Raw genomic sequence first — 16,291 nt, 5'->3', positions numbered from 1 at the left:
TCTAAATAACAAATCTAATATGGATAAAAAAGAGGATATATGCTCTTATATTGAACATAATATCCTCTTATTAGTTTAGTCTATTTAAATCTAACGATGGTTCACTATGTACTATTGATTGTGGAAGGATATTCTTCTATCCGTGACAAATTAACTAATACAAAAGACCACCCTCATGGAGTAGTCTTTGTTTAAATTTATATTTATTATCTCTATTTTCCTTTTTTGAACAAGCCTGCTGCAACTGCAGCATTAAAACTTTTTCTTGCAAATTCAGTTGGATCTCCAACATTCTCCCAATGCATGTACATTAATCTAGGATTATCGAAAAGCCAATGGTTATGCACTGCTGTAACAATAAGTCCTCTTTTGCGAAGTTCTGTCATAAATGGATTTATTTCTTCCTGAAGTACAACAGATTCGCCTAGGTTTAGTGTATTAGCCAAAACACCTTCGAATGAAAGGGCAAACGGAAGTGCGAGAGGAGATCGAGTAGTTCGTCCAAGAATGGTAGCTTTAATATCGCGAAGGCGCTGCACAACACAAACTGGTGTTGCAGTAATAACTACACCACCAATGATATTAGCAAGTTGTTGACATTTTATTGGACTTACACAACCGCAAGATTTATCTTGTTGATTTTCATGTTCCATTCTATTCACCTCCTTTTTATTTTCTAGTAATAATATATTCATATGTTATTAAGATAGCTGGGAACTTTAAGGATTACCGCCTTTAATTAAAGAATTTATTTATATACCTATTCATCCATCTACCATTCTAGCCAATTAACTAAATTACCATATCTATTAACTATTGATTGTGGAAGGTCATTACGTTCATTTAACCAATTATAGAAAGGCACCGGACGTTCTTTATAAGGAGTTTCTTCTATAATAAGATGGGATTATTCGACTTTCTATTGGAACGTTCTACAACCTTACTACACGCTCCTACCAATACAGCTCTTTTGATATTTCTAGTAAATTTCAATATTATAAATGTGTAGATAGATAAAATTTAAATGAGGATTTCAAAATGAACAAACTAGAACAAACAACTCAAGAACTTCTGGAAGCTGGTTATACAATTGAGGAGATTAAAGCAGCTTTTGAGGAAGTCATTGAACAAGCTAAACAGTCCAATACGGAACGTGGAACAGATAACTAATAAAGTTGTCTGTTTTTTATTATATACACATAACATAGGTTCAAATAAAATGGAAAAAAAGGAGGTTTTTACAGTGAAAAAATCAACGATTCTATTCAGCGTACTTGTATTACTATTAACTTTCAGCATGGGTGCATACGCTGCAACAAAGTATAATTTCACTTTTGATGGAAAGAAGCAATCTGTTGATGTTCAGATCATCAACAAAAAAGCATATGTACCATTAGATGCTATTGCAGGATTATATGGTGGAAAGGTTACTTATGATAGTAAATCTAATACTTATGCAGTTACATCAAATGCTACTGAATCAACTACTACTCAATCAGATTTGTCAAAAACAATTGATAATTTAACAGTTAAAATTGATAAAGTTGTGCAAGATTCTGATTCATTAAAAATTTATGTTACATATGTAAATAACACTAATGATAAAATTAGCAATGGAAGCGATCTATCTAAGATTGTCGCAAATGGAAAACAGTACAGTTATAACTTTAAATTCAATTATGAAAGATATAATAAAAAAGAAAATGTTCCTCACGCTGATACCTATATTGAGCCTGGCGTAACTGCTGAAGATGTTATTTTCTATGCTCCTGTTGATGCTGATTCAATAAATATTTTAATTCGTGCTAACTGGACAGATTACAGATTTAATAATGTAAAGATTACAAAATAAACTTTCTTTTAGAAAACACGTTCATAGTAAATTTAATTGTTTTAACTACAAAAAACAGATAACTAACAATGTTGTCTGTTTTTTGTATGTACTATTGTCAAGATTTTATGAAATGAAATTACAAAAATCTGTAAGGGGTGCATGGCATTGATATAATAGCAGAAACTATAAAGTTAGTTGGCTTCGGAAAGAAAAAGATGATGGCTAAACAAATTCAATTGTTTGATGATAAAATCAACGATTAAGGTGAAACACTACTCGCTGTATGTGCATCTGTAAAGGGTACTTAGCAATTGTATCTCACAGATAAACGTGTGGTCCTTCATGAAATAAAGGGTATGGCTTTAAATGACTAAAGAAGCATTCCTCTATCTTCAATTAGCAGTATTAACATTTCTAGCAAGCTAGCTAATTCGACTATCGAAATCGTATCTACTGGAAACAAAGCCATGATTGATAATGTGCCAATGCATGTTGCTACTGAAAATAAGAATGCTATTGAAAATTTCAAGGCTATTCAAAAGGAAACTTCCTCTACACCTGTAGCTCCAAAAGAAAAGGATATGTACCATGTTGCTGACGAGATCCGCGAATTGAAGGATTTATTAGATGAGTAAGTCGAAGTGGATATTATGCGTGGCTTAAAAATACAGAGAAACGTGCGATTCACGAGGACCAGGATTACGAAGACTATTTATTACTACGTTGCATTTTTGATGCGTTTAAAGGAAAAGTTGGTTATCAATTATATATGAAGTTAACAGAGGTAATGGTTGTACTAATGAACCACAAGAAAATTCGTCGATTAATGTGTAAATATAATTTTTTTGCGAAAATCAGACGGGCTAAACCATATAAGAAAATCGCAATAGCTACACAAGAGCACTGTATAGTACCCAATTATTTTTCAAAAACGTGTGAAAGAAATGGGCTTATTGCAATCTATGTCACGCCAAGGAAACTGCATCAATAATGCCCCGATTGAATCCTTCTTTGGACATTTTAAAGATGAAGTCGATTATAAGTCAGCAAATAATTTTTTTGAGCTTAAGCAGATGGTAGATACATACATGGAGTATTATAATATGTCACGTAAACATTGGAATCTAAAATACATGGCTCCGACAGAATATCGGAACCATGTAATCGCAGCTTAATCTGCAAAGGTACTTTTTATTAAACTGTCCGTTAAATAGGGCTCAGTTCAGTCCAACAATCGGGGTGCAGTACAAATTGGTTACAACTTAATACTTAATACATTGAATTAATCAAATTCTACAATATCTTGCACTACCGATACCTTATAAACATCTTTGGTATTAATTAATATCGTTTTATAATTTTCTGTTTCAGTAAATGAATACCATGCCTTCTCATTAAAGCCATTAGAAATTTCTTCTGCAAATGTTTCTTGCCCAATATTAGTCTTAATCTTATATTCTTCTTCGCGACTTTCTTCAAAGTAAAACTTTACTTTATATTCATAATCCATTAACCAACACCCCCCATCTACCTATATCATGGGACAAATGGGTTTGAATTAATCAATAGAAATATGAAGCATAATAAAAAGCCACACCTTGTTAGATGTGACCTTATGTATCAGACTTCTTTACCTGTTAACAATTCAATAAAGAACTTAGTTCCCTCTTTCAGATAAAACTTGTGAACATAACCATCATCATCTGTTGGAGGATTTAATATTTCTTCAAGAATATCTTTAGGAATGGTAGACATTGATACTTTTTGTTCCATAACAATTATCATTAATTCCTTCATTCTTTCTGTGAGTTCGTATTTGTCCATTTCATTTACTTTCATACACTTTCCCTCCATCGTGTTCTATTGATGGATTTAGTATAACACAAAAAAGAACGTACGTTTGTTTATGTATTTAATACAAAGCCACACCTTGTTAGATGAGACTTTTATGTATTAGTTAGTTATCTATGTCTACAACAAATAAATTGGTTGTTATTATTTTTTGGGAGCTTGAGCTTTCTTGACTTCTTTCTTTTTGGCTTGGACTTTCTTAACTTCTTGGTAGTTGTATGGTTTTGCCATACTCATGTCGAACTTTGTGTCTGTGGCTTTGAATGCTATCTTGAGTGGTACCTTTGTAGTTATACCGTCGACTGTATTTGTGTAAAATGTATCCGTCACAATCTCACTTTGAGCTCTTTCTGCTTCCGTCATTAAAAGATATTTTGGATTTTTCTTATCTCCTGCATCATAAAAAGTTGCATCAGAATGATACCAATTCCCTCCAACTTTTACGGCGTTCCATGCATGACCAAGACCAGTACGTGTACTAACTCCTGGTAAGGTTCTAGACTCAATTCCAAATCTAACATATAAGGCAGTTGCGAAATCCGTATAACCCATACAAACAGTAGAACTCCAAGTTTCTAAGTATGGATGATCTTTAGGTATTTTCTTACCGTAAGAAATTTGACTACCTACGAAATCATTTATTGCTAACACAACATCATAATCTGTTTCTAATTTGTAGTTATCCACAATGTATTTCTCAGCCTTATCCATCTTTTTGTACCAAGCATCCTCGTCTTCCTTGTCACGTTGATTACTGACACTTATAGTGTTTTTGAAAACACCTTTACTTATTTCTTCAGCGTAACTCGAAACGTATCTCCCATAAAGGGCATAACCAGGAATATCTTGGCTGATATCCCGAGAGAAAAAAGAATATTCCGAAAGTCCTTTATTATAATCCTTGTTAGAATAAACCACTACATCTTTAGGTTCAAATTCAGGGCTGTTGTACAAGTCAATCATCACTTGCTTTACTTCCGCTAAAGTTTTGAACTCACTGGCTTTAGGTATGTACTCCTTGTAAATCCAACTACCTCCTGGCGTTACTTGCCATTCTGCGTAAGCTGTTCCACTTGTGGCTACAGAGGCGAAAACTCCCGTTGCTAATACTGCACCTACTGCCAATACTTTTAATGGCTGTCTTTTTTTCAATCGAATCTCCTCTTTCTTTTTTTGCTTTATTTAAAAATCCGAACAGCCACCTCCCATCTACCTATATGATAGAATAAATGGAACGTATTGTCATTATAAAAAGAGACTACCAATTTAGTAATCTTTGTTTGCTACATGCATGTACAAGCGAACTTGCTCATTACTGTAAGACGTTTATTTGGCGTATTTCTGTTCACTTTAATAAAACTTGATAATATCAAATTACAATGTTTTTTAGTGAATTTCTCTAGTCTTAGGAAGTTCACTATATTAAATACTAGAAATTCCTATTTTCTACACAAACACAAAAACAACAAAATATACTAATGCTGTAGGAACTGCATAAGAAGATACACCCTTTAAACTCCATTTGTCTTCATCAAGTGTCCAAAGAAAAATCAGCAATGTTATCATGGTAATCCCTATAGCGTTCATAATAATATCTAATAATCCAATAACCCCCACCCCCTTTTCTACCCTTTACATTTACATTAATATATTCTTCATACATTAAGCCCATGCTAACCGCTTGGCTGTTTCATCAATTACCGCATTGCGTTTACGTAGCACCTTATTGCACGACATATATAATCGGTCTGCAATGTCTTCCCACTCATAACAGTTCTTTTCAGTATCCCAGTACCGCATGTCCACAATAGTTTTTAAATCATGGTCTAACTGTGAAGGGATTGCTTCAATCGTTTTAACAATATCTTTTAACTTTTGGTAAAGCTTGTCTTCAGCAAGAATTTCTGCCGCCCACTGCAGCGAGATAATGGATTACAATTAGCTCTGAAATATTGAAGCGGTATTGATTTCGCTTCACCATTTTCTTTGGATATCCACGCTTACTCTAATTGCTCAAATTTTAAGACATAATATTCAGGCTCATTTTTGCCTTTTATCCAGAAACAAATTAATAGAAATGCTTTCGCTCCTTTTCTATGCCATGAGTACAATAGAATATATTGATCCTCAGTTAAATTCTTTAAGGGGAAATTTTTTAAAATAACCGCTTGTTCTTTAAAACACCACTATAATCGACCTATGAAGATTTTACTATTTGCCCTTTATCCCCCTATTTTTGATGTGATATTAAAATTAATTATTCTTATAGCACTGAATTTATATTCGGTGAACTACCCCTTTTCAGGTACTGTAAATTGGTTCGTAGGAAGATACGACATAAACGTTCACTCGGCGTCATGTTGAGCCAACACTTTACTAAGATGTTCAAAGCATCAGTCCTTTTACATAGAATAGAATGCTTGTACAAAATGGGACATGACTGCGCTATTTGGCGCAATCTTTTTTATAAACTGTAATGCCTCCTACCGTTAAATCCTTTAATGTCACCTTTCTTCCATATTCCCTTGACAGAATACTTTCAACGATTGGTAACAGTTTTCGAACCTTTTCTTCTGTCATTTTTACTGCTTTCATCACTCACACTCCTTTTTTATCAGAATATGTCGATTGGGCTTGTCACTTTCATACGTGGAATGCCTAAATATTAATCTAGTCCATTTCCGATATCGTTCATTATTTGTGCGCAATCTTCGAATATGTTCCATCATCACACCAAAGAGTACCTGGTTTTTTATAACAAATTGAGCATGTCTCGCTTTCGGATAACAGATCGGATTCTTTATGATATTTGCAGAGAGTTCAATGTAAACGAGTTCTGGCTTCGTAAAGGTGAAGGTGAAATGTTTATTGAACCCGAAACTTTTTCACTGGATGAATACGCAAAAAAAAGCAACCTCACAGAATTGAAGATTGCTATCATGAAGGGCTATATGGATCTTGATCGAGATGTGCGAGGGACATTACTTAACCATGTGGAGCAATTATTTAAAAACCGCTCCGAAATAGCGGTCACAGTTGAAAATAAAATTGATGCTGAATTGGACAGCTATCGTCAAGAATTAGAGGCTGAGCAAAAGGCAGGAACATTATCAGCTTCCGAAGGGCAAAGAGGAAAATTAGGTTAAAAAAGAATAACACTAAAAGTAAGTAGTACAGAAAATTATATGAATGATATGCAATTTTAGTGCTATATATAAATTAAAGAGCAAGGCTCCTTTGTCTCGCTCTTTTCTTATTATTAGGAGTGAATACTGATGAAATGCGTCATCTATGTTCGAGTGAGTACAGATGAACAGGCCAAGCATGGATTTTCAATAGCTGCCCAGATTGAGAAGTTAGAAGCCTATTGTGTATCACAAGGATGGGAAATTATTGAAAAGCCCTATATCGATGATGGTTATTCTGCTAAAGATTTAAACAGACCTCATTTCCAAAATATGCTCGATCGAATTAAGCAAGGGGGCATTGATGTCCTACTAGTGTATAAACTTGATCGATTAACTCGATCTGTGCCTGACCTTCATACTATCTTAGCAGAATTAGATCAATACGAATGTAAATTTAAATCTGCTACAGAAGTCTATGATACTACTAATGCTATGGGGCGTTTGTTTATCACACTAGTGGCAGCTATTGCACAATGGGAGCGCGAAAATACGGCGGAACGAGTGCGCTTTGGATTAGAAAAGAAAGTGAAATTGGGACGCTGGAAAGGTGGCACCCCTCCCTATGGCTATAAGGTCATTGATAGTGAATTAGAGATAGATGAAGAAGAAGCTCAAATTGTAAAAGAAATATTTAAGTTAGCTAGATCGATAGGCTTTTACACTCTAGCTCGTCAACTAACTAGTAAAGGAATCCCTTCAAGAAGAGGCGGAGGATGGCATGTAGACAGTGTGCGAGATATTGCCAATAATCCTACATACGCTGGCTATTTAATGTTCAGCGCTAATCCCAAAGACATCAAAAAACCGCCTCGCGAACGGGAGCTATTCGAGGGAAATCACGAACGCATTATAGATCGTGATGAATTCTGGGAGCTACAGGATTTGTTGGATAAGCGCAGGACCTTTGGCGGAAAACGTGAAACAAGCAATTACTATTTTTCTTCGATTTTAAAATGTGCTAGATGTGGTCACTCAATGTCAGGGCACAAAGTAGGCAAGAAAAAGAACTACCGATGTTCAGGAAAGAAGGCAGGAAAAACCTGTACGAGTCATATGATTTTAGAAAGCAATTTAGTACAAACGGTATTTGCCCAGTGGGATGACTTAGTGGGTGGTCATTTTAAAAGTAATGAAGGCGAAGCCAACTTTCCTAAAGCACAGCTCTCCTCTTTACAGCATGAACTAGCCTCCATACAAAAGCTTTTACTCAAGAAAAAAACCATGTTCGAAAATGATATTATTGATATTGATGAATTAATACTTGAAACCGAAAAGTTACGTGGCAAAGAAAAAGAAATTCAACGTGAGATAAAGAATATTCAGCAGCAGGACACTCGGTATCATGAGGAAATCAGATCCATTATTCGCAACATCGATACTCTTTGGTTAAATGCTGATGATTACGAACGGAAGCAATTAATGACGACCATATTTGAGCAAATTGTAATTGATACAAAGGACGATTATACGAGCAGTAAGCAAGCCAGAGAAATCATAATTGTTACAGCTAAATAATATGTCTTTTATTGGTGGAGGTACATTAATTCCTTGGGCGTTAATTCCTGCTGCTGCCATATGCAATGTAAGTCCCTTTGAACTCGCAAGGCGTAATTTATTGCCTGTAGTGATTGGTCTTGTTATTACGACGATTGTGGCGGTGTTTTTGATTTAATGAAAATTCTTTTGATTTAAAATTTTTCTTCTGAATGAATACAATAATTATCAATCATCCCAAAAGTCTATTCACTTTTGGGATAGTCTGTTAGTAATTTATATAGTTGATTAAATACTTTTGAGGGTGCGTGAGAAATCTCTGAAAGATCAATTTCTATATCTTTATGAATCATTTTGTTATCTATTAACTCGAATAATAAATTGTCTAAATAAAAGTTTTTTACATAACTTCTTTGTGTAAGCTTTTTTTCATTAAGCTCTACAAAGGATTCGTTAGATACTCTTAGGAACATATACCATAATTCTCGTTCTACGCCAGGCTTGATGAAGATTTCAGCTAGTGTTCTTGCTTGAGATAAGCTATTTTTATTTACAATAATATTTTCAGATAATGTATAACTAAGATTCTGCTTATTGGGACTGATTGTATTCCAAGAGGTTACATGGAACACAATAAAATTCCCACGTACTTCATATGAAGTAATTTCACCCAATTCCTTAACTGCTTCAACATCAACTAATGCAATGGTTTTAACATCTCTCCAGTTTGTAGGTAGTTTAGATAGGGAAATTCCAATAAATGGGCTTACTGTAATTTCCTTTAATCGCTCATATGAAACAGGTACTAACAATGCTAATGTATCGTTTTCTTCATTTAGATATTGAACTGTTCCTTGAGGTAAAATTCCATCTCGTTGTAGCTCATCAGCATTTTTAATCAATAAATTAGCAATAATCTGTTCAACTAATTTCGAGTTATTTGGTAGGAACGGAAGACCCCCAATGTTGACTTTTTCAATACTCTTATAGAATTTATGCTGTTTATATTGCTCGTCATCTTTCCAAGGAAATAATACATATGCACCGAAAGCAGTTCGCTCATATTTCCCATTCTTCTCAATGACAATTGAATCTCTATAGCGATGCATTGTGTTAATATCCTCGTTTTTCGGTCCAACCATATCTTCGTTAATTACTTCAACTTTGTATTTAGCATCAAAAATGTACTGGAAATGATAGTCCTTTCCCCTCTTTCCAATACTTAGCATAGAATCTGGTTCTTGTGAAACAGTAGGAGATTTATTTGTTTTGAATTGGTATTGTAATATAATCTCCTCTTCTGTAATAGGATGTAAAAATTTAAAAGTTGATGTTTGATCTTGCCGTAATCTTACATAAATTCCGCCATCATTATATTTAACAACATCTTGATCTATTAACTGACATTTTTCACGAAGTATTTGTCCAAGTTTTAAGAAGGTCCAGTATTCATACAATGTCGCAATGTTTTTCAATGACATTTTATAACTGTCGCCATATAAGATGAGACTTTGAAACAGATAGGCGTAAACTTGGAACACCTCTTTATAGCCAGTAGCCATTTGTAAAACAAGGCTATGTACGGAACGATCTAATTTTCCTACTTGTCGCCATATCGATTGCTTAAGATGCAATAAGAGTGTGTTTTCCATCTTTGTTAAAATACTAACTAACTCTATGTCTGGTTCTCTTTGTTGACCTTTACACCAATATATATATTGATTCATTAACAAGGCAATTTTAGTTTTTAATCGAGTCATAGTCCATTTTATATAACGGTTTTCTTGCGTATCAATTGTATGTTGTTTTTTAATAAGTAAACCCCTCGTCGGCATAACTGATTTCCCTAATATCTGTAAACCATTCTCTACATCTATAAATCGGTTGACATTTTTGCGTAAATAAGCACGACCTGTACTATCCTGTCTACCAAGCTTTTCTCCTTTTGCAAGGGTATATGTCGTTTCAAATTGATGATGTGGCATTCGTTCAATTTGTTGGATTGCATGAATGTATTCATCAAAATGCTTCATAATTAGGCGATAAAATTCCGTAGGAGATGGATCCTTATATATTTTCGCACTCGCCTTTAAATGTGTACGCTGTATAAAACTATACGTAAGATTATAGATTTCATTATTAATTTCATGTAACAACGCTTTATAGTCTTTTTGATAATCCAGTTTTGCAGGAAAAACTTCAACTGTAAAACTTAATATTGTTGAATCTTGTTGCCATATTTCAAAAGTTGATAATCCAATCTCATTCATAAAATGCAATGTACCTAATAAACGATTTTCTTCCTCATCCACAACAGTAATGGCTTCTCGAAAAGGCTGATACTCATGATAAAATGTATACCGCTCCTCATTTTTTGGTCGAACATATACTTGATATTGACCATTTTCAAAAAAGATAGGCTGTGGAAAATTTATGGTATGATAATCCTCTAGTTGATTACTTACAGGATTATATAAGTGCACGCTTGCTTTCTGATCACTAATTGAAAAACTCATTTGAATATCATCAGATAAAGATACAAATTTTGTTGAATTATATTTTCCTTTTATAATCAACTTTAATTCATTTGTTTCTATCTCTAACAATTTAATTGATTTATGAGATCCAGAAGGAAGTGAAACCATCATCAGCTAATCTCCTTAACATTTCAGCTACCTTCTTTGCACTTAGTAAATATGCTGCTGATTGTGGTACATCAGTATCTTGATCAAATTTTTGTCCTGCAAGTTTTTCAAATAAATCTTCTAGTAATTGCTGCACTCGCTGCCCACTTCCAGCAATTCTTGGTAAGATCTTTTGCATGATACAAAAATCGAATGCTTGATCTTCATCTAAAAATTGCATTTGGTTATTATAAATCATATAGAAACAGATCTCATCACGTACACGATATCCAACATGTGCATTAATTGGTTGAAGTAGTTTATTAAATTCAACTATCTTTTCAGTAACATTTTTTATAAGCTTTTCATTTCCTCTATATGCATGCTTTAAATATAAGTATGTAGATTGAATTTGAGAATTGCCAATTACTTTAGACTCTACTTCTATATTTTCAAAACTAAAGTTATCAAGATGAATCTCGTTAAATTCTATTGAATTTGCACGATCCAGAACTTTTTTACTAAAGGGATGAGTTGTTTCATCCATATTAACTGTACCTAAGACATAAAGGTTGTTTGGTAAAGTAAGAGGCTTGTCATCAATTATTGTAAGTGGAGAAGAAATAATTTCACCATTATCATCTTCTCGACGACTCTCCATAACACTTAGCACATCACTAAAATAATACTCTACACGAGCCAAATTCATTTCATCTAATAGGACAAAATGCGGCAAATCAGGATTATTATGTGCTTGCTTAACCATTTCAGTGAAAGGTCCCTCTTTGAACTTTCCTGTTAAATCTGTGTAGCCAATCAAATCTGAACTATCACTCCAATCTGGTCGAACAGGAACAAGTTTAAACTGTTTATTCTCCTCCGTCGCCCCAATCGCCTCCGCAAACAATTGTACAATCTTTGTCTTCCCTGTACCCGAAATTCCCGAAATAATCACAAACGGTTTACTTCGTAGAGAAAGATACAGGTTTTTAATGTTAGCCTCGGCATAAATGAAGCCTTTGGAGGAGATATAGGAGTGAATATGGAAAGAAATGTTTCCATTCAGATTTAATGATTCAAAATCATCATTAATTTCAATGTTTTCATTCAGTACACCTAAGTCAGACAAGTATTTTTTATAGTAATTTAAAGCTGATGTATGAGCTCTATTCCATTTTTCATCAAGTATTAGAAATTTGTCATCATTCATTATCAAATTCAATGTGTTAATATCATAAATCTGAAATAAATCTAATTCGTTTTGAAAATGACTATACTGTTTTAAAGGCTCTTTTAAACTCCGAATAGCTGATATGTATGCTCCAATAGTCTTGCTAGCCAAAGCTGTATTATCCCTTAGCCACTCCCTATAACTATATTCATTAATTAACTTCTTTACTTCGTTTTTTTCGTTTAATTGATTCTGCTGTTGAACAAGTAGAACAAGCTCGTCTTCTGTTACAAGTTGTACCGAATATTCAAATGTACTATTCTTTTGATTAATTATTATATATCTATCATTTTTTCTTCTAACATTAAATTTCCAATTATCTTGCCCTTGTTGTCTTTTTACAACAAATTCTTCTTTTATCATCTTATGCATAAAATCTTTCAAAGGAGCAATTAGAAGTTTTTCAAAAAAACGCAATATCAAAAATCCGTCTTTAGGAGAGTTTTGAACTTTTTTCACATTACCTCTTAATAAATCAAACCACCAACTATCATTCTGAATTGATGGCGATAAAACTATGTAATCATCATTCTCAAAAAACACTGTATTTTTGTCCTGAATCAAATTCAACCTATTCACTAGTACATTCTTATTCAAATTACCTGAACTCTGATTATATGTCATATAAAATCACTCCAAAGTATAATTTCTAGAACAAGGTGCAATAACTTTTATTCAAACTATATTTATGTTGCGGTAATTGTCCACCTACAAAGCTATCAGGTGTAATTTTTGGAAATCATTCGTCAATCAAATATTCTTTTGTCTCAAATAGACAGTAAGTTTTTGTGCGTATTTCACTCCCATCTAGAAACTTTATTTTTCCAAGCTCTCTTTCAATATATGTTTCATCTAACACCCACTTCAACTAACTTTGAAATCATATCCATTTGCTTTTAGTAGGTATTGACTATTAATCATGATTTACAAACCATTGCGTGTTACTGATGTGCCTCCGTGAAATGAAGAATCCCTTAATCATTTAATCCATCCATACACCCATTATTAATTGAAGGAAATTCCCAACTTACTTCCATCAAACCACTCCTTATTTCATAATTTACTTCCATTTATCTTAACATGAACTAGATATATTGACTAATGTAGCTTTTCTTAAAGCTCCTACTTTGAATTAAATATAAAAATTTTAACAGTACTTTACAGCGGTTATGGTTGTAGTTGGTATGTTAATTCCTTGGATATTATTTCAAGCCATTGCAATTTGTAATGTTACCCCATTTGAGCTATCAAGGCATAATTTATTGCCCATGATGATCGGGAGTTAACATAGGAAGTTTTATAGATAGTATAAAGACTATCTGGAATGATTAAGCATGGAAGATGGAAGAAATATATTAAAGAGATGACCCTCGTAGAATCCATCTCTTTCTCTGTATGCTATAGCTCTGTATAATACTTCCCCACCCCCTCCTGAAACAACTGCTTAACCTGCTGCTCACCCAGCCCTAAAACATAAGCCTCGATGATAATCTGTCGCAATTTCTCAGCAATTTGTGGAAGGTTCGCTTCCTGGACTTCGGTAGAAATTTCATTAATTACAAATGCTTTTGAACGAGGTTTTATTGAGATAATGCCCTTTTTTTGTAGCTCCTTGTAGCTTTTATGAACGGTGTGAAGATTGAGGTTTGTTTGCCCTGCTAGATCACGAATAGAGGGTAGCTGGTCACCACATTGCAAAATTCCTGTCGCTATTGCTAATAGAAGTTGTTGTGTTAGCTGCTGATAAAATGGGGTATTACTAGTTATATCTATTTTTACATTCAATTGTTTACGTAATCCTTCCTATTCTTTTGATCAACAATTTTATAAATTATCGTGATTGTACTTATAGTTACAATGATTAAAATAATGACTGCTGATATCCATGGAGAAACAAGGAACGTAAGCAAGCTGAAATGGAGAAGCGCAACGATAATTAATAAAGGTAATCCATATAGTAAGCTAATTAATACTGTAGGATTGGATTTAATAGCCTCTGATGGATTGGTACAGTCAAGTAATGGATGCTTTTTATCATAAAGCGGAGATAATAAATTATAAGAAAAGACTAATAGTAACGTCATCAATAAATACAGCATCATTATCATGTCATTTATTTCAAATAGCATATAAATGATATAGCTTATGATGACTGATAGTGCACTGATACATGAGGAAATCACTACTTTTGCCATATATATTTTGTGTGGCTCCAAGGGCAATGTTTTGCTCGAAGCATAATATTTACCCTCTCTAGAATAAGGTGTTCCACTAATATTGTTCATACAGCTCATAAACAAAATCATATAGACAAAAAGGTAAGCTTTATTGTCAATAATCCAGTCGGCCTTTAGCATATTCATCCGAATCACAATTAGTAAAATTGCTGTGCCGATTGGTGTCATAATGATACCTAAGATCGCTTGCATTTTAAAATAGGGTTCAGATTGAATAATCCAGTATTCTCGTTGTAAGTAATTGCTCCAACTAGTATTGCTTCTCCAAACCTTAGCCGTTTTTTCAATTTTGTTCACAGACGAACCATATTCATAATACTTAGACCCAATGATTGTTATAGTTATGTTAAACAATAAAAAGCACAGTAAGAATACTATAGAGAAATAAAATACACTTTGAGCAGTCGTTAATGGCAATAATTCCGCAAGCCATGTCTGTTGCATTGCAAAACGATAGCCTATGTCGAGAAAATCTGATATGGACGCACTTAAGGATGCGATGGTTGATGTATCTATTTTCGCTAAAACAAGCTTAATTTCCTCAATATTATTTAGCCAAAAAAAGACTATTGGGCAAATGCCAATCCCTAAAATAAACATCATTCTAACCATCAAATAGATGGATATATTCCTAAAAATGGTGCGAAAATAATTCAAAACAGATAAAATACATAGTAGAAATAATGTAATGAAAATGTTTACCATAAGTAAAAATACAATAGATTTAACAGCAAATCCTATATTAAACTCTATTAATAAAATAAAAAATGTAGGTATGGAGAGTACTCCAACGACCAATATTGGTAGAGCTACACCACTTACTATTTTCGCCAATACAATCCGCTTTGCTGAAATCGGCAAATGAGCTAAGATAGAAAAATCACTTTGACTAAACACTACTGAAATCGCAAAATAGGAAATCAGTATATACGTGATACTATTCGATAGTATAAAGCTATAAAATAAAAACACCTCTGAGGTAGCCAAAAAATAAATTATAAAGGTAAATACACAATACTGTAAGGCTATATAAATAAAGGCTAGTATTAAAAGCACTTGCACGATTGGTTGCTTTGGTTTTGTATAAACGGATGTTAAGAAAAATTTAATTAATGGCAAATTATCCTTCATTAGCTTGTTTCTCCATAAAAATAGTTTCTAGGCTCCCATCGACTAGCAGATTTTCTACAGATTCATGTAAAACAATCTTGCCGTCCTTTAAAAAACAAATGGATCGGCAAATTTTTTCAGCAACATCCAACAAATGAGTGGAAAACAGAACCGTTCCACCATTCTTAACATATTCTTTTAGACAATTTTTAAAAGCAACAACAGCAAGTGGATCCAGACCATTTAACGGCTCATCCATAATAAGAATAGGTGGACTAATCGTAAAGGCAGTAATCAACGCCATCTTATGGAGCATTCCATAAGAGTACGTTCCCATTGGTTTATTCATACTTTTTTCCATACTAAATATATGGATGAGGCTTTGTAGTTTTGCATCATCGTTTTTTTCATATAAGCTCAAAACAAAATGTATCCAATCATAGGCAGCTATATTTGGAAAAACATGAATGGTGTCAGGGATAAAATAAAATTGTCTTTTATAGTCAAGTGACTGCGATTTTAGAACATTATTAATCATCACTTTTCCACAATCCTGCTCTACTGAGCCAGTAATACAATTTAATGTTGTTGTTTTACCTGCCCCATTCCCACCTACAAACCCCAATATCTCTCCCTTTTCTACCTTTAATGCCACGCCCTTTAATACTTCATGCTGCCCATACGATTTCTGTAAATCTTCTATTAATAACATGCCTTTATCA

The 16,291-nt window shown here is 33.5% G+C and carries 20 protein-coding genes; 7 read left to right on the top strand and 13 right to left on the bottom strand.

The features are described from left to right. Nucleotides 1-212 precede the first annotated feature (212 nt). The gene (locus AC1RNS_RS01475; RefSeq protein ID WP_492990267.1) at nt 213-653 is read right to left on the bottom strand and encodes a DUF1259 domain-containing protein; all 441 of its coding nucleotides are present in this window, start codon (nt 651-653) and stop codon (nt 213-215) included. A 385-nt stretch (nt 654-1,038) separates the two neighbouring features. Here AC1RNS_RS01475 and AC1RNS_RS01470 point away from each other — a divergent pair, with 385 nt between their 5' ends. The 4 genes from AC1RNS_RS01470 to AC1RNS_RS01455 all read left to right on the top strand — a co-directional run bounded on the left by AC1RNS_RS01470 (nt 1,039) and on the right by AC1RNS_RS01455 (nt 3,009). After that, a complete protein-coding gene (locus tag AC1RNS_RS01470; RefSeq protein WP_492990266.1) occupies nt 1,039-1,170 on the top strand; it encodes a hypothetical protein in 132 nt (43 codons plus the stop codon). A gap of 73 nt (nt 1,171-1,243) precedes the next feature. Next, nucleotides 1,244-1,852: a stalk domain-containing protein gene (locus tag AC1RNS_RS01465; RefSeq protein ID WP_492990265.1), complete on the top strand. Its 609-nt coding sequence runs from the start codon at nt 1,244-1,246 to the stop codon at nt 1,850-1,852. 449 nt (nt 1,853-2,301) lie between these two features. After that, the gene (locus AC1RNS_RS01460; protein WP_492990264.1) at nt 2,302-2,469 is read left to right on the top strand and encodes a hypothetical protein; all 168 of its coding nucleotides are present in this window, start codon (nt 2,302-2,304) and stop codon (nt 2,467-2,469) included. Nucleotides 2,470-2,778: 309 nt separating this feature from the next. After that, on the top strand, nt 2,779-3,009 hold the full coding sequence (locus tag AC1RNS_RS01455) for an integrase core domain-containing protein (protein ID WP_492990263.1): 231 nt from the start codon (nt 2,779-2,781) through the stop codon (nt 3,007-3,009). Nucleotides 3,010-3,116: 107 nt separating this feature from the next. Here the strand turns inward: AC1RNS_RS01455 and AC1RNS_RS01450 are convergent, their stop codons facing one another. The 7 genes from AC1RNS_RS01450 to AC1RNS_RS01420 form a co-directional block, all read right to left on the bottom strand. Beyond that, nucleotides 3,117-3,344 carry a hypothetical protein gene (locus AC1RNS_RS01450; protein ID WP_492990262.1) on the bottom strand — a complete coding sequence of 76 codons (228 nt, stop codon included), beginning with the start codon at nt 3,342-3,344 and terminating at the stop codon, nt 3,117-3,119. Between the two features lie 110 nt (nt 3,345-3,454). Continuing rightward, the gene (locus AC1RNS_RS01445; RefSeq protein WP_492990261.1) at nt 3,455-3,673 is read right to left on the bottom strand and encodes a hypothetical protein; all 219 of its coding nucleotides are present in this window, start codon (nt 3,671-3,673) and stop codon (nt 3,455-3,457) included. A gap of 156 nt (nt 3,674-3,829) precedes the next feature. Further along, nucleotides 3,830-4,837, bottom strand: a complete 1,008-nt coding sequence (locus tag AC1RNS_RS01440) for a transglutaminase domain-containing protein (RefSeq protein ID WP_492990260.1) — start codon at nt 4,835-4,837, stop codon at nt 3,830-3,832. A 294-nt stretch (nt 4,838-5,131) separates the two neighbouring features. Continuing rightward, complete coding sequence (locus AC1RNS_RS01435) at nt 5,132-5,302, bottom strand: hypothetical protein (RefSeq protein WP_492990259.1); 171 nt, start codon at nt 5,300-5,302, stop codon at nt 5,132-5,134. 45 nt (nt 5,303-5,347) lie between these two features. Beyond that, entirely contained in the window at nt 5,348-5,587 is a 240-nt protein-coding gene (locus AC1RNS_RS01430) for a DUF722 domain-containing protein (protein ID WP_492990454.1), read from the bottom strand. Between the two features lie 98 nt (nt 5,588-5,685). Beyond that, entirely contained in the window at nt 5,686-5,847 is a 162-nt protein-coding gene (locus tag AC1RNS_RS01425; RefSeq protein ID WP_492990453.1) for a Holliday junction resolvase RecU, read from the bottom strand. 283 nt (nt 5,848-6,130) lie between these two features. Continuing rightward, nucleotides 6,131-6,280 carry a hypothetical protein gene (locus AC1RNS_RS01420; protein WP_286924182.1) on the bottom strand — a complete coding sequence of 50 codons (150 nt, stop codon included), beginning with the start codon at nt 6,278-6,280 and terminating at the stop codon, nt 6,131-6,133. 266 nt (nt 6,281-6,546) lie between these two features. Here AC1RNS_RS01420 and AC1RNS_RS01415 point away from each other — a divergent pair, with 266 nt between their 5' ends. The 3 genes from AC1RNS_RS01415 to AC1RNS_RS01405 all read left to right on the top strand — a co-directional run bounded on the left by AC1RNS_RS01415 (nt 6,547) and on the right by AC1RNS_RS01405 (nt 8,545). Then, a complete protein-coding gene (locus AC1RNS_RS01415; protein ID WP_492990258.1) occupies nt 6,547-6,831 on the top strand; it encodes a hypothetical protein in 285 nt (94 codons plus the stop codon). Between the two features lie 129 nt (nt 6,832-6,960). Then, entirely contained in the window at nt 6,961-8,388 is a 1,428-nt protein-coding gene (locus AC1RNS_RS01410) for a recombinase family protein (protein ID WP_492990257.1), read from the top strand. Next, nucleotides 8,372-8,545: a hypothetical protein gene (locus AC1RNS_RS01405; RefSeq protein ID WP_283872963.1), complete on the top strand. Its 174-nt coding sequence runs from the start codon at nt 8,372-8,374 to the stop codon at nt 8,543-8,545. Before AC1RNS_RS01410 ends, AC1RNS_RS01405 begins: the two co-directional genes overlap by 17 nt. Nucleotides 8,546-8,612: 67 nt before the next feature. Here AC1RNS_RS01405 and AC1RNS_RS01400 read toward each other — a convergent pair whose 3' ends face one another. From AC1RNS_RS01400 to AC1RNS_RS01380, 5 genes are all read right to left on the bottom strand, one after another. Further along, on the bottom strand, nt 8,613-11,015 hold the full coding sequence (locus tag AC1RNS_RS01400) for a DUF2357 domain-containing protein (protein WP_492990256.1): 2,403 nt from the start codon (nt 11,013-11,015) through the stop codon (nt 8,613-8,615). Further along, nucleotides 10,984-12,846 (bottom strand): McrB family protein, encoded by a 1,863-nt coding sequence (locus AC1RNS_RS01395; RefSeq protein ID WP_492990255.1) that lies wholly within the window; start codon nt 12,844-12,846, stop codon nt 10,984-10,986. Before AC1RNS_RS01395 ends, AC1RNS_RS01400 begins: the two co-directional genes overlap by 32 nt. A gap of 774 nt (nt 12,847-13,620) precedes the next feature. Beyond that, nucleotides 13,621-14,007 (bottom strand): GntR family transcriptional regulator, encoded by a 387-nt coding sequence (locus tag AC1RNS_RS01390; protein ID WP_492990253.1) that lies wholly within the window; start codon nt 14,005-14,007, stop codon nt 13,621-13,623. After that, a complete protein-coding gene (locus AC1RNS_RS01385; RefSeq protein WP_492990251.1) occupies nt 14,004-15,590 on the bottom strand; it encodes a hypothetical protein in 1,587 nt (528 codons plus the stop codon). Before AC1RNS_RS01385 ends, AC1RNS_RS01390 begins: the two co-directional genes overlap by 4 nt. Then, nucleotides 15,580-16,281: an ABC transporter ATP-binding protein gene (locus tag AC1RNS_RS01380; protein ID WP_492990249.1), complete on the bottom strand. Its 702-nt coding sequence runs from the start codon at nt 16,279-16,281 to the stop codon at nt 15,580-15,582. The genes AC1RNS_RS01385 and AC1RNS_RS01380 overlap by 11 nt, the downstream gene beginning before the upstream one ends. Nucleotides 16,282-16,291 lie beyond the last annotated feature (10 nt).

The organism is Lysinibacillus sp. GW821-FHT14F06 (assembly GCF_058803665.1).
The sequence above is the reverse complement of the archived record's forward strand: the minus strand, read 5'-3'. Positions and strand labels throughout refer to the sequence as shown.